At 73.0% G+C, this 12,649-nt stretch carries 10 protein-coding genes and 1 pseudogene; 5 read left to right on the top strand and 6 right to left on the bottom strand.

The window, feature by feature from the left end; translation table 11 throughout:
- Both AB0K02_RS04150 and AB0K02_RS04145 read right to left on the bottom strand, forming a co-directional pair.
- A pseudogene (locus AB0K02_RS04150) lies at positions 1-384 on the bottom strand (hypothetical protein); the annotation flags it as partial.
- Between the two features lie 168 nt (positions 385-552).
- On the bottom strand, positions 553-1,935 hold the full coding sequence (locus AB0K02_RS04145; RefSeq protein WP_365990797.1) for a transcriptional regulator: 1,383 nt from the start codon (positions 1,933-1,935) through the stop codon (positions 553-555).
- A 334-nt stretch (positions 1,936-2,269) separates the two neighbouring features.
- Between AB0K02_RS04145 and AB0K02_RS04140 the strand changes: the two genes are divergently transcribed.
- The 3 genes from AB0K02_RS04140 (at position 2,270) to AB0K02_RS04130 (ending at position 5,445) form a co-directional block, all read left to right on the top strand.
- A complete protein-coding gene (locus AB0K02_RS04140) occupies positions 2,270-2,935 on the top strand; it encodes a bifunctional DNA primase/polymerase (protein ID WP_365990796.1) in 666 nt (221 codons plus the stop codon).
- Between the two features lie 102 nt (positions 2,936-3,037).
- Positions 3,038-3,856 (top strand): ABC transporter ATP-binding protein, encoded by an 819-nt coding sequence (locus AB0K02_RS04135; protein ID WP_365990795.1) that lies wholly within the window; start codon positions 3,038-3,040, stop codon positions 3,854-3,856.
- Entirely contained in the window at positions 3,853-5,445 is a 1,593-nt protein-coding gene (locus tag AB0K02_RS04130; RefSeq protein ID WP_365990794.1) for a transporter, read from the top strand. The genes AB0K02_RS04135 and AB0K02_RS04130 overlap by 4 nt, the downstream gene beginning before the upstream one ends.
- A 138-nt stretch (positions 5,446-5,583) precedes the next feature.
- On the opposite strand, the gene AB0K02_RS04125 is transcribed toward AB0K02_RS04130, so the two are convergent.
- Entirely contained in the window at positions 5,584-6,447 is an 864-nt protein-coding gene (locus AB0K02_RS04125; RefSeq protein WP_365991008.1) for an alpha/beta hydrolase, read from the bottom strand.
- 531 nt (positions 6,448-6,978) lie between these two features.
- Positions 6,979-7,671, bottom strand: a complete 693-nt coding sequence (locus AB0K02_RS04120; RefSeq protein WP_215177739.1) for a metal-dependent transcriptional regulator — start codon at positions 7,669-7,671, stop codon at positions 6,979-6,981.
- Positions 7,672-7,872: 201 nt separating this feature from the next.
- On the opposite strand from AB0K02_RS04120, the gene AB0K02_RS04115 reads away from it, so the two are divergent.
- The gene (locus AB0K02_RS04115; RefSeq protein WP_365990793.1) at positions 7,873-8,628 is read left to right on the top strand and encodes an SIS domain-containing protein; all 756 of its coding nucleotides are present in this window, start codon (positions 7,873-7,875) and stop codon (positions 8,626-8,628) included.
- Positions 8,629-8,687: 59 nt separating this feature from the next.
- Here the strand turns inward: AB0K02_RS04115 and AB0K02_RS04110 are convergent, their stop codons facing one another.
- Together AB0K02_RS04110 and pdxH are read right to left on the bottom strand one after the other, a co-directional pair.
- On the bottom strand, positions 8,688-10,082 hold the full coding sequence (locus AB0K02_RS04110) for a PAS domain-containing protein (protein WP_365990792.1): 1,395 nt from the start codon (positions 10,080-10,082) through the stop codon (positions 8,688-8,690).
- A gap of 408 nt (positions 10,083-10,490) precedes the next feature.
- A complete protein-coding gene (gene pdxH, locus AB0K02_RS04105; protein WP_365991007.1) occupies positions 10,491-11,114 on the bottom strand; it encodes a pyridoxamine 5'-phosphate oxidase in 624 nt (207 codons plus the stop codon).
- Positions 11,115-11,546: 432 nt separating this feature from the next.
- On the opposite strand from pdxH, the gene AB0K02_RS04100 reads away from it, so the two are divergent.
- Positions 11,547-12,647: a citrate synthase 2 gene (locus tag AB0K02_RS04100; RefSeq protein ID WP_365990791.1), complete on the top strand. Its 1,101-nt coding sequence runs from the start codon at positions 11,547-11,549 to the stop codon at positions 12,645-12,647.
- Positions 12,648-12,649 lie beyond the last annotated feature (2 nt).

Genomic DNA, 12,649 nt, shown 5'->3' with positions numbered 1-12,649 from the left:
CGCCCCGGGATACCCGTAACCCGGCTGCCCCTGCGGAACCTGCGGGGCCGGGGCGCCGTAACCGGTCTGCGGCGCCGAAGTGCCGGGTGCGCCCGGGAGGTCGGGGCCGCCGTATCCCTGCGGGGCCTGCGGGCCCGCCGCGCCCGGGTAGCCGTAGCCCGGCTGCGGCGCCTGCGCACCGGGCACCTCGCCCGGCGCCTGCTGCGCAGGCGGCTGCTGCGGTCCCCACGGCGCGCCCCACGGCTGACCGCCCGCAGGAGCGGCCTGCGCTCCCGGGGATCCGGGTATGAGGGGCTCACTGCCGTCGGCGGGCAGCACGACGCCTTCGTACGCGGGCCGCGCGGCCGGCAGCCGCTGCTCGTCACCCTGTCCGCTGTGCGTCACCGGGACTCCTACGTGTGGACCTACGGAATCGTCGGTTCACGCTACCGGGTGCCCGGAGCGCTCCGCACACACGTGCCGGAGCAGTGACAAGATGCGGACACTGGACGCTGTTCATGCCCTCGACCGGACACGGGAGAAGGCCCTGCCGGCACGTCGGCCCAGGCGTCCTCACGCCGCCCGCAGCTCCAGGCGCGCCCCCAGCTCCCGCACCGCCGGCTCGGCCGCGTACGGCTCGAGCCGGAGCTGGAGATCGTCCAGGTACTCCACTCCCCGGCTGGAGCGCAGCGTGTCCAGCAGGTCGACGGCGCGGGCGGCCGTGTGACATGCCTGCTCCACCTCCCGTTGCTGGACCTGGGCCGACGCCAGCAGCACCAGCCCGATCGCCCGCCGCCGCGCCCGGGAGACCGGGTGGCGGGCGAGCGCGTCCTCCGCCTGCCGGGCGGCCTCCGCCGCCTCGCCGAGGTCACGGTGGCAGTGCGCCAGCTCGTCCGCGAGGTACGCCTCGTCGAAGTGGGTGATCCACGCCGGGTCGTCCCCCGTGTCCGGCTCGGCCCGCTCCAGCGCGGCCACCGCCCTGGCCGCGGCCTCGTGGCAGGTGCGGGCGTCGCCGAGCAGCGCGTGCCCGCGGGCCTCGGCGGCGTGGAACATGGCCTCGACCCGCGGCGTGACCTGCCCGCGCGCCCCTTCCTGCGCGGCCCTGGCCAGTTGCGCGATCTCGCGCGGGTTGCCGAGCTCGGCGGCGAGGTGGCTCATGGACGCGGCGAGCACATAGCCTCCGTAGCCGCGGTCCCCGGCCGCCTGCGCGAGCCGCAGCGCCTGGATGTAGTAGCGCTGGGCGAGCCCCGGCTGACCGGTGTCCACGGCCATGTACCCGGCGAGCTCGGTCAGCCTGGCGACCGCCGCGAACAGCTCGCGGCCGACCGCCTCCCGGTAGGACCCCGAGAGCAGGCCGGAGACCACGCTGTTGAGGTAGTGCACGAGGACGGGCCGCACGTGTCCGCTGCCGAAGCGGTGGTCCAGCTCGGTCAGGGCCGCGGTCATGGCCCGTACCGCCTCGACGTCCGAGGCGCCGACGCGCGACCCCGCCGTACGCGCCACCTGGGCGTCCGCGCCGGTGATCAGCCAGTCGCGGCTGGGTTCGACGAGCGCGGAGGCGGCGACGGCGGAACCGGACAGGAAGTCGCGGCGGCCCACGTCGGACCGCCACAGCTCGCAGACCTGCTCGATCGCGCCTCCCACGGTCGGGGAGAACTGCAGGCCGACACCGGTCGCCAGGTTCTTGCCGTTCGCCATGCCGATCTCGTCGATCGTCACCGTGCGCCCGAGCTTGCGTCCCAGCGCCTCGGCGATGATGCCGGGCGCCCGGCCTCGCGGCTGCTGGCCGCGCAGCCAGCGGGCCACCGACGTCTTGTCGTAGCGCAGGTCCAGGCCCCGTTCGGTGCCGACCATGTTGACGCGCCGGGCGAGGCCGGCGTTCGAGCACCCGGCTTCCTGAATGAGTGCCTGCAACCGTTCGTTCGGCTGTCGGGCGACGAGAGGCCTGGCTGCCATGAACTACCCCCTGATGCCGCGGTGATCGATGCAGTGATCACTGCCCGGCTGATATACGGAGAATGCAGAGTTGGTCGGGTTGTTCCGTTTCACTGGTGTACGGGCCAGGAAATCCCGCCTGTCCCGTACGCGTCCCTCACGGGTCCCTGATGTGTCCCGCTCTGGTTACCCGCCCCTGCCGCCGCGGCCCCCTGCGCGCCCCCGCCCGTGCATCCGTGCGCCCCGTGTGCGGGATCGATGCTCCGCCGCGTGCAGGATCGATGCTCCACCGCCCGCCGCGAGGAGCCCGTAACCCCAGGTGGCGGCCGTAGTTGAGTGTGTCGTGGAAGAGACCATGTCAGTCAGTCAGTCCGCGTGGATCCCCCAGCAGCGAGGCGAGCAGATGCTGGACAACGCCGTGCGGTACGCGGAAGAGCGGCACTGGGACGTGTTCCCCGGCACCTGGCTGGAGGCCGTGGACGGAGCGGAGCGCTGCTCCTGCGCGGACGCCGGCTGCGCGACGCCCGGCGCCCACCCGGCCGGGCCGGACTGGGCGAACCAGGCGACGGGCAGCGCCTCGACCGCCAGGCGGCTGTGGGACGAGCGGCCCCACGCCTCGATCCTGCTGCCGACGGGCCGCACCTTCGACACGATCGACGTTCCGGAGTCGGCCGGCTTCCTCGCCCTGGCCCGGCTGGAGCGGATGGATCTTCCCCTCGGTCCGGTGACCTGCACCCCCGACCGCCGCATGCTGTTCTTCGTCCTGCCCGGCGCCTCCCTGAAGGTCCCGGCGCTCATCCGCGGCCTGGGCTGGGCCCCCTCCTCCCTCGACCTCGCCACCCGCGGTGAGGGCCATTACATCGCCGCGCCGCCGACCCGCGTCGGCGGCCGGGGCGCCGTGCAGTGGGTGCGCCGTCCCACCCCCGCGAACCGGTGGCTCCCGGACGCCGACGAACTGATCAGCCCCCTCGCCTACGCCTGCGGCCGGGAGACCGCCGCGGCACGATCCCGGCAACGCTGACCAGCGCGTCGCTGCCTGGATCACACCTGCGCCCCGGGCGCGTCCGTCCGTAGGCTGTGCCCGTACCGACGGGGACCACGGGGACAGCGAGAGGCAGTGACCATGCCGGAGAAGACAGTTGGCGGTGCGGGCGGCGAGGGCGGGGGCACGGCACCGCCCGCCGTGCGGGTGGAAGGCCTGTGGAAGAGGTTCGGCGACCAGGTCGCCGTCCAGGGGATCGATCTGACGCTTCCGGCGGGCAGGTTCATCGGCCTGGTCGGGCCGAACGGCGCGGGCAAGACCACCACGCTCTCCATGGTCACCGGGCTGCTCCGGCCCGACCAGGGCCGGGTACTGGTCGCCGGTCACGACGTGTGGCGCGACCCGGTCGAGGTGAAGTCCCGCATCGGCGTCCTGCCGGAGGGGCTGCGACTGTTCGAACGCCTGTCGGGCCGTGAACTGCTCGCGTACAACGGCCGGTTGCGCGGCCTGCCCGGCGACGAGGTCGACAAGCGCGCGGCCCAGCTGCTCGACGTCCTCGACCTCGCCGGCTCGCAGCACAAGCTCGTCGTCGACTACTCGACCGGCATGCGCAAGAAGATCGGGCTCGCGGCCGCGCTGCTGCACAACCCCGAAGTGCTCTTCCTGGACGAGCCCTTCGAGGGCGTCGACCCGGTGTCCGCGCAGACGATCCGCGGCGTGCTGGAGCGCTACACCGCCTCCGGCGCGACCGTCGTCTTCTCCAGCCATGTCATGGAACTCGTCGAGTCGCTGTGCGACTGGGTCGCGGTGATGGCCGCGGGGCGTATCCGCGCGCAGGGACCGCTCGCCGACGTGCGGGGCGATGCGCCGACGCTGCAGAGCGCCTTCCTGGAACTCGTGGGCGCGCGGGAGAGGGACACCGGCGATTCGCTGGACTGGCTCGGCGGCGGTGCGCGTTGAGCACCGCGTCGCTGACCCGGGTCTTCGTCGGACTGAAGCTGTCGCTGCTGCGCAACGGGCTGCGCCAGTCGTCCGGCCGCAAGGCCGTGTACATCATCTCGCTCGTGTGCGCGCTGCTGTTCGCGGCCGCGCAGCTCGCGGGCCTGGTCCTGCTCCGCGGCGAAGAGCACGCCGCCTCGCTCGTCGTGCTGCTCGCGGGTGTCCTGGCACTCGGCTGGGCCGTGATGCCGCTGTTCTTCCCCAGCGGCGACGAGACGCTGGACCCGACCCGGCTGGTGATGCTGCCGCTGCGGCCGCGACCGCTGGTGACGGCGCTGCTCGGCGCGTCGGTGGTGGGCATCGGGCCCCTGTTCACGCTGTGTCTGGCGGTCGGTTCGGCGATCGCGGTGGCGCGCGGGGCGGGCGCGGTCCTGGTCTCGCTGCTCGCCGTGCCGCTGACGCTGCTCGTGTGCGTGGCGCTGGCCAGGGCGGTCGCCGCCGCCAACATCCGGCTGCTGACCTCGCGCAAGGGCCGCGACCTGGCGGTGCTGAGCGGGCTGGTGATCGCGGTGGGCTTCCAGCTCGTGAACTTCGGCGCGCAGCGCATCGGCGAGGCGGGCGGGCTCGCCACGCTGGCCCCGGTGGCCGACGTCGTGCGCTGGGTGCCGCCCGCGTCCGCCCTCGGCGCGGTCGGCTCGGCGGGCGCCGGCGCGTACGGGACCGCGCTGGGCCAACTCGCGCTGGCGGCCCTGGCCCTGGCCGCCCTGGTGTGGTGGTGGCAGCGCAGCCTGACGAAGCTGATGACGACCCCGGACGGCTCGACGCTGGCGGCGGCCTCGGAGCCGACCCGCAAGGGGACGTCGACCGGCCTGCACCGGCTGCTGCCCGAGGGCCGTACGGGCACGGTGATGCAGCGCAGCCTGCGATACGTGTGGCGCGACCCGAAGACGAAGGCGGCGTGGGTGACGTCGCTGGCGGTCGGCATGATCGTGCCGGTCTTCAACGCGCTCCAGGGCACCGGCTCGATCTATCTCGTGTGCTTCGCGGCGAGCATGCTGGGCCTGCTGATGTACAACCAGTTCGGCCAGGACACCTCGGCCTTCTGGATGGTCGCGCTGACGATCTCGTCCGCGCGGGACGCGTACGCGGAACTGCGCGCCCGGGCCTTGGCGTTGCTTCTGGTGACCGCGCCGTACATGACGCTGGTGGCCGTGGTCACGGTGGGCCTCCTCGGCCGGTGGGAGGACCTGCCGGAGACGCTGGGCCTGTCGTTCGCCCTGCTGGGCGCGATGCTGGCGACGGGAGCGGTGGCCTCGGCCCGCTTCCCGTACTCGATCCCGCAGGACAGCGCGTACAAGAACGTCGCGCCGGGGCAGGGCGGCATCGCCTGGATCTCGATCTTCGGCGGCATGCTCCTCTCGGCGCTCCTGTGCACGCCGCTGCTGGCGCTGACGATCTGGCTGCACCTCTCGGAATCGGCCGCCCTGTGGCTGCTGCTGCCGGTGGGAACGGCGTACGGAGCGCTGCTCACATGGGCGGGCCTGCGCCTGTCCGCGCCCCGGACGGCGGACCGGCTGCCCGAGATCCTGACGGCGGTGAGCAAGGGCTGAGGGCGCGGGGCCGTCACGCGTTACGCGACCGGGAGGTCCGCGTCGCAGAAGACGCACACGAAGTGGCCCTCGCGCACCGTGTTGAGCTCGGCGCAGGCGCCGCAGTGGCGGCGGCCCCCTGCCCGGCCGCAGGTGCCGTCACGGCGTCAGGACCCCTTCCAGGAAAGGCTCGATCGCCGCGCGCCAGCCGTCCGGGTGGTCGTAGTGGACGAGGTGGCCGGCGTCGGGGACCTCCCCGTACTGCCCGAGAGGGAGCACGCGGACCATCTCCTGGGCCTCCGCGCGGCCCAGTTCGCCGTCGAGTCCGCGCACCACCAGCGTCGGGCAGCGGACCTGTGCCAGCTCCTCCCAGTGCGCGTCGAGGACCCACGTCTCGCGGGACGTGAGCATCTGACGGCGGGAGAACACCGGGCGCCAGCCGTCCGCCCGTTCAGCCATCACCTCGGCGAAGAACTCGCCCCGCGCCGGATTGGGACGCTCCACCCGGGGGTCGTCCTCACCGAACCACTTGCGGACATCCGCCAGCGTCGCGAACGGCACCGGCCAGGAGCGGAACCATTCCTCCCACTCACGCTGGGACGCCACCCCGAGCGCCGACGCCCGCATGTCGCAGATGACGAGCGCGCGCACGAGGTCCGGACGCCTGGCCGCGAGCTGCCAGGCCGTGAGCGCTCCCATGGAGTGGCCGATCAAAGTCACCGGGGCCAGCCCCAGCTGCTCGACGGCCGCCTCCGCGTCCGCCACATACGCCTCGCGCGTGAACGGCCCGTCGACCGGCTTCTCGCTGCGGCCGTGGCCGCGCTGGTCGAGGGCGACCGCGCGGTGCCGCTCGGCCAGCCACCGCGCCGTGGGCGCCCAGTGCGAGGCGCGGCCCATCAGCCCGTGCAGCAGTAAGACCCCCGGCGCACTCTCGTGCTCCCCGCGCCCCTTCGGCGGATCCGCGAACTCCCAGGCAGCCAGGCGCACTCCCCCGGCTCCGGTCACATCGATGCGCCGCACCATCTGGCCTGGCACCCCCTTGTCTCCCCCGGATCGAGTGGTTCGTGTCGAGATGACGCCAGACTATCGAACCTGTATTCGAAAACGCGGCTCTGCCGCGCAACACCCCTCGTACGAGTGACCAGGCCCGGGGATTGGACGGCGCTGCCGAGGGGAGATTCCCTGCGGGAGGCGGGCCGCTCGGGGAAAACGGTCCGACGGGATTGACCCTGGGAGCTCGGGGCTCCGGGTCAGCACCGGGGAGGACAGGTCCCGGCGCCCTCGGGCGTCGGGACTTCCCCATGTCGGGACGTACGGGACGTACGGGACGTACGGCAGGCGGCGCATCACCCTGGCTCCCCTCCCCGAACCGTGGTCATATGCCTCGGCTTCAGAGTGGCACGCGATCCGACCGGCCGCTGCCATTCCGGGCGGAAAACGGTTCAGCACGGAGGGAGCCCGACAGGGCGCAGGGCGACACACGTCGGGCGGCCCCGGAGCCTTCTGCTCCGGGGCCGCCCGACGTCGTACACCGCCCGGTCAGCCGGGCGCGCCTCAGCGCTTCGCCACGAAGACGTGCGAGGCGATCTCCGCCGCCAGCTCCGCCGCCTCCCCGCTGCTGCCCACCAGCACGCCACCCGGCGACTCCGTCACGCTCACCACCGAGCCGGGCTGCACGCCCGCCCTGCGCAGCGTGTACATCAGCTGCGCGTCCGTCTGGATCGGCTCACCGATCCGCCGCACGACCACCGTCTTGCCGTCCGTGCCCGGGTCGAGCTCGGCCAACGAGACCATGCTGTCGTCCAGGAACGGATCCGCCTCCGCCTTCTCGCCCAGCTCCTCCAGGCCCGGGATCGGATTCCCGTACGGCGACTCGGTCGGGTGACGCAGCAGCTCCAGCACACGGCGCTCCACCGCCTCGCTCATCACGTGCTCCCAGCGGCACGCCTCGGCGTGGACCTGCTCCCACTCCAGGCCGATCACGTCGACCAGCAGGCACTCGGCGAGCCGGTGCTTGCGCATCACGCGCGTCGCCAGCTGCCTGCCCTCGCCCGTCAGCTCCAGGTGCCGGTCGCCCGCCACCGTCACCAGGCCGTCCCGCTCCATGCGGGCCACGGTCTGGCTGACCGTGGGACCGCTCTGGTCCAGCCGCTCCGCGATACGGGCCCGCATGGGCACCACACCTTCCTCCTCCAGCTCGAGGATGGTGCGGAGATACATCTCCGTCGTGTCGATCAGTCCGGACATACGTGCCCCTCGAAGAATTCGTGCGCTGCGGCCCCGGCTCAATTCTTACGCATCCCACCGACAACCGTGCCGCGCGGGCGAAGCCCGTATTGACAGCGCAATGGTCCAGACCGCAACGTGATCGGCGGCACGGATGTTCCCGGGCCGTCACGCACTCGTACCGTTCCTACCCACCTCCCACGCTCCGGAAAGGGCTCGGCGATGAGCGAGAGCAAGCTGGCCGGTCAGTTCTTCGACGCCGCCATCGGTCTGCTGCAGCGCGCACGGGACGAGGAGTCGGCGAACATCGCCGCCGCCGGCTCGGCCGTCGCCGACGCCGTCGCCGCGGGCGGCCGGCTGTTCGCCTTCGGCGCGGGCCACTCCTCCCTCGCCGCCCAGGACGTCGTCTACCGGGCCGGAGGCCTGGCCCTGATGAACCTGCTGGCCGTGCCCGGCGCCGTCGGCGTCGACGTCATGCCCGCGACGCTCGGCTCCGCCCTGGAGCGCGTCGACGGCCTCGCCGCGGCGGTCCTCGACTCCAGCCCCGCCACGGCCGGCGACGTCCTCGTGATCGTCTCCCTGTCCGGACGCAACGCCCTGCCCGTCGAAATGGCGAAGAACGCCCGCGCACTCGGACTCACCGTCATCGGCGTGACGTCCTTGGCGTACGCGCGGGAGACCACGTCCCGGCACGCCTCCGGCACCTTCCTCAAGGACCACTGCGACATCGTCCTCGACTCCAAGATCGCGGTCGGCGACGCCGAACTGACGCACGAGGGAATCGAGGCGCCGTTCGCGCCCGCGTCGACGGTCGTGACCAGCGCGCTGATGCAGGCCGTGATGGCCGCCGCCGCCGAGCACCTGGTCGCACGCGGCATCGAGCCCCCGCTGCTGCGCTCGGGCAACGTGGACGGCGGACACGAGTGGAACGGCCGGGTGATGACGGAGTACCGCGACCGGATCTTCTTCCGCCACTGAGGTGCCACGGCGCGGTGCGCCGACTGCGCCCGCGTACGCCCGTGCTCGGCCCCGCCGCCTCAGCTCGGCCGGTCTTCCTGCTCCGCCTGCTCCGTCACCCGCGCCAGATCCAGCGACGCCGCCACCAGGACCGCCACGCTCTCCGCGTACACCGCGTCCGGGCGCTCGAACGCGGGGCGGCTCGCGGTGCGCAGGAACGTCAGCGCCCCCACCGTGCGGCCCCGGCTCCGCAGCGCCGTGCACAGCGCATGGGCCGCGTCCCCCGGCCACTGACGGCGCTCCGCCCACTCCCCGGGGGTGGCCTCCTGGCCCGCGCTCGCCCGCACCGACCCCGTGCGCTCGATCGCCTGGAACACCGGATGCCCCGGCTCGTACCGCACCGGGAGCCCGCCGCCCGCGGCCGACGCCGAAGGACCCGACGCGCCCGACGGCGAGACCGCCGCCCGCACCAGGCGCTGCCCGTCGTCCTCCGCCAGGTCGAGCAGCGCGTGGTCGGCGAACCCGGCGAGCGCGAAGTCCAACTGCACGGCCGCGGCCTCCAGCGGGTCCTCGCACTCCGCGGCCACCCGCCCCGCCCGGTGCAGCTGCCCCGAACGGAACCGCAGCCGGTCCGCGTCCTGCTCCGCCAGCTTCACGTCGGTCACGTCGTGGAACACCCAGCCCACCCCGAGCGGCACCGGCTCCTCCGCGAGCGGCGATGCCAGCCGCAGGAACCCGCTGCGCCAGCAGCGCCTGCGCTCGCCCTCCGGCGTCGCGACAGTCACCCACAGGTCCACGAGACCGCGCGGCGCGCCCTCCGCCAGCACGTGGTGCAGCGCGCCCTCCAGCTCCTCGACCCCCTGGGAGACGAGCTCCCCGAGCGGGCGCCCCAGCACGTTCGCCCGGCCCGCGCCGAGCACCCGCGCGGCCTCGCTGTTGACCACGGCCGGACGCAGATCCACATCGACCATGACGACACCCCAGGACGCGTCGTCGAACAGCGCCTCGCTCAGCGCGATGGACCGCTCCAGATCGATCTGGGCATGGACCTCGCTGAACGCGCAGTACACCCCGGCCGGCTTCCCGTCGGCGCCAAGCACCCGCGCGGACTGCGTGCGCACCAGCACCCGGCCCCCGTCCTTGCGCAGCAGCGCGAACTCGTGCACCTGCCGCCCCGGCACGGCCATCGCGGCCATCAGCCGCTCCTGCACCTCGTCGGCGTCCGCCCGGCGGACCGCCCACCCGGCGAACCCGCGCCGCCCCACGGCCTCCTCGGCGGTCCAGCCCAGAATGCGCTCCGCCTCGCGGTTCCAGTGCGTGACGGTCCCCTCGGCGTCGAACGCGCACAACGCCGCGTCCATCCCGTCGAGCAACGCCGCGAGCAGGTCGGCACCGGCCGGCCCCGCGGCGCCGGCCCCGGGCTCCGGCTCCCCGGACCCGAGGGCGTCGGTGATCTCACTCCTGGAAGCACTCATCCCGGCACCCCTTGCAGGACGTGTCCACGTGTACTGACGCACCTAGGCCCATTCAACTTCAACGTGACACAGGACACACACCGTTCCCCGAAATCGCCCCCGCTCCGGGAAAGAGAGCCGCCTAATTCGCTTGAACCGTGCCGCAGCGCTTCTTAAGGTGTGGGCACACGCGAAAGGAGGTGATCCGAAAACATGGTTTCTTTTCGGACTCGTGAGGTGACTGCGGGCTAACGGCCTGCCGTCGCACTCTGTGCACCTCGGCAGGCCGCCTGCCGAAACCCAAGCAGTCACCCGACCCGTGGGCCGCCGGTAAGTCCGGCCGGCTCCCTCCGTCCGGACGGAGGGACCAAGGCCCACGGGTCGTCTGCGTTTCCGGGCACGGTCTCCGGGCGCGCGGCGAGGGAGGACTCAGGGCGCGAGGCGTTCCACGCGCCAGGCGCCGTCGGTGCGCACGTAGCGCAGGCGGTCGTGCAGCCGGTTCTCGTGGCCTTGCCAGAACTCGACCTCGTCCGGCACGACCCGGATGCCGCCCCAGTGCGCGGGGGCGGGGACCTGTTCGCCCTCCGGGTAGCGTGCGGCCAGCTCCTCGTAGCGGTGCAGCAGTTCGGCGCGCGAGGCGATCACCGACGACTGGTCGCTCGCCCAGGCGCCGAGCTGCGAGCCGTGCGGGCGGGTGCGGAAGTACGCGGCGGTCTCGTCGCGGCCGATGCGGGACGCGGTGCCGTTGACGATGATCTGGCGCTCGAGCGCGTGCCAGGGGAAGAGCAGCGAGACGTACGGGTTGGCGTCGATCTCGCGGCCCTTGCGGGAGTCGTAGTTCGTGAAGAAGACGAAGCCGCGCTCGTCGTACTGCTTGAGCAGCACGGTCCGCGAGGAGGGCCGCCCGTCGGGCGTGGCCGTGGAGACGATCATGGCGTTGGGCTCGAGCAGCGCCGCCGCCGCGGCCTCGGCGAACCAGCGGGAGAACTGCTCCATGGGTCCGGTGGCCAGTGCCGACTCGTTCAGCGGCGTGGAGCGGTACTGCTCGCGCATGACGGCGGGGTCCGGGACGACGAGCTCGGTCTCGGCCGGGTCCGGCACGGGGAGGCCGGAGACGGTCACGTCCGGCGCGGCGTGGTCCGGGCCGGGGCGGCGCGGGCCGGCGGCATCGTGGGCGGCGTGGTCGGTCACGGGGACATCCTGCCGCAGGCCCCAGTTTGCCCGGCACGGAGTGCCGCCAATCCTCCGTGGGCGAATCGGGGCAGTGTGCCGGATGTCACGCTTCCCCGCATCGGACGGACCGGCCAAAATCTGAGGTCGGGCCACTGTGGCCTCCCTACAGCAGGCGATATCGTGCCTGCCTCCCGGCGGTTGGGTGACCACCGGCCGCACGGGGCATCACCGGGGTGACCGCCCCCGCCGTCCACACGGCACACGCACACCACCCGTGCACACCATGTCGTACGCATCTCGAGGAGCCGCCTGATGTCCGACTTCGTACCTGGACTCGAAGGAGTCGTCGCGTTCGAGACGGAGATCGCCGAACCCGACAAGGAGGGCGGCTCGCTCCGCTACCGGGGCGTCGACATCGAAGACCTGGTGGGGCACGTCTCCTTCGGCAATGTGTGGGGCCTGCTCGTCGACGGCGCCTTCAACCCCGGTCTGCCGCCGGCCGAGCCGTTCCCGATCCCGGTGCACTCGGGTGACATCCGCGTCGACGTCCAGTCCGCGCTCGCGATGCTCGCCCCGGTGTGGGGCCTCAAACCGCTCCTCGACATCGACGAGGCGCAGGCCCGCGACGACCTGGCCCGCGCGGCCGTGATGGCGCTGTCGTACGTCGCGCAGTCGGCGCGTGGCCAGGGCCTGCCGATGGTGCCGCAGCGCGAGATCGACAAGGCCGAGTCGGTCGTCGAGCGCTTCATGATCCGCTGGCGCGGCGAGCCGGACCCCAAGCACGTCAAGGCGGTCGACGCGTACTGGACCTCCGCCGCCGAGCACGGCATGAACGCCTCGACGTTCACCGCCCGCGTCATCGCCTCGACCGGCGCCGACGTGGCGGCGGCCCTGTCGGGTGCCGTGGGCGCGATGTCGGGACCGCTGCACGGCGGGGCGCCCTCCCGCGTGCTCGGCATGATCGAGGAGATCGAGCGCACCGGCGACGCGGGCGCGTACGTCCGGCAGGCCCTCGACAAGGGCGAGCGTCTGATGGGCTTCGGTCACCGTGTCTACCGGGCCGAGGACCCGCGGGCGCGCGTGCTGCGCCGTACGGCGAAGGAGCTGGGGGCGCCGCGTTTCGAGGTCGCGGAGGCGCTGGAGAAGGCGGCGCTCGAGGAGCTGCACAACCGCCGTCCGGACCGGGTGCTGGCGACGAACGTCGAGTTCTGGGCGGCGATCATGCTGGACTTCGCCGAGGTCCCGGCGCACATGTTCACGTCGATGTTCACCTGTGCCCGTACGGCGGGCTGGTCGGCGCACATCCTGGAGCAGAAGCGCACGGGCCGCCTGGTGCGGCCGTCGGCGCGGTACGTGGGGCCGGGCGCGCGCAGCCCGCGCGACATCGCGGGTTACGAGGACATCGCCGGCTGAGA

This window comes from Streptomyces sp. NPDC049597, from assembly GCF_040675505.1.
Classification (GTDB): domain Bacteria; phylum Actinomycetota; class Actinomycetes; order Streptomycetales; family Streptomycetaceae; genus Streptomyces.
The sequence above is the reverse complement of the archived record's forward strand: the minus strand, read 5'-3'. Positions and strand labels throughout refer to the sequence as shown.

Coding starts and splice junctions, on each gene's coding strand:
- AB0K02_RS04110 (WP_365990792.1), bottom strand. CDS start 10,082: ATGAGTGCTTCCAGGAGTGAGATCACCGACGCCCTCGGGTCCGGGGAG.
- AB0K02_RS04100 (WP_365990791.1), top strand. CDS start 11,547: ATGTCCGACTTCGTACCTGGACTCGAAGGAGTCGTCGCGTTCGAGACG.
- AB0K02_RS04125 (WP_365991008.1), bottom strand. CDS start 6,447: ATGGTGCGGCGCATCGATGTGACCGGAGCCGGGGGAGTGCGCCTGGCT.
- AB0K02_RS04145 (WP_365990797.1), bottom strand. CDS start 1,935: ATGGCAGCCAGGCCTCTCGTCGCCCGACAGCCGAACGAACGGTTGCAG.
- AB0K02_RS04135 (WP_365990795.1), top strand. CDS start 3,038: ATGCCGGAGAAGACAGTTGGCGGTGCGGGCGGCGAGGGCGGGGGCACG.
- pdxH (WP_365991007.1), bottom strand. CDS start 11,114: ATGCGCGAGCAGTACCGCTCCACGCCGCTGAACGAGTCGGCACTGGCC.
- AB0K02_RS04140 (WP_365990796.1), top strand. CDS start 2,270: ATGTCAGTCAGTCAGTCCGCGTGGATCCCCCAGCAGCGAGGCGAGCAG.
- AB0K02_RS04120 (WP_215177739.1), bottom strand. CDS start 7,671: ATGTCCGGACTGATCGACACGACGGAGATGTATCTCCGCACCATCCTC.
- AB0K02_RS04115 (WP_365990793.1), top strand. CDS start 7,873: ATGAGCGAGAGCAAGCTGGCCGGTCAGTTCTTCGACGCCGCCATCGGT.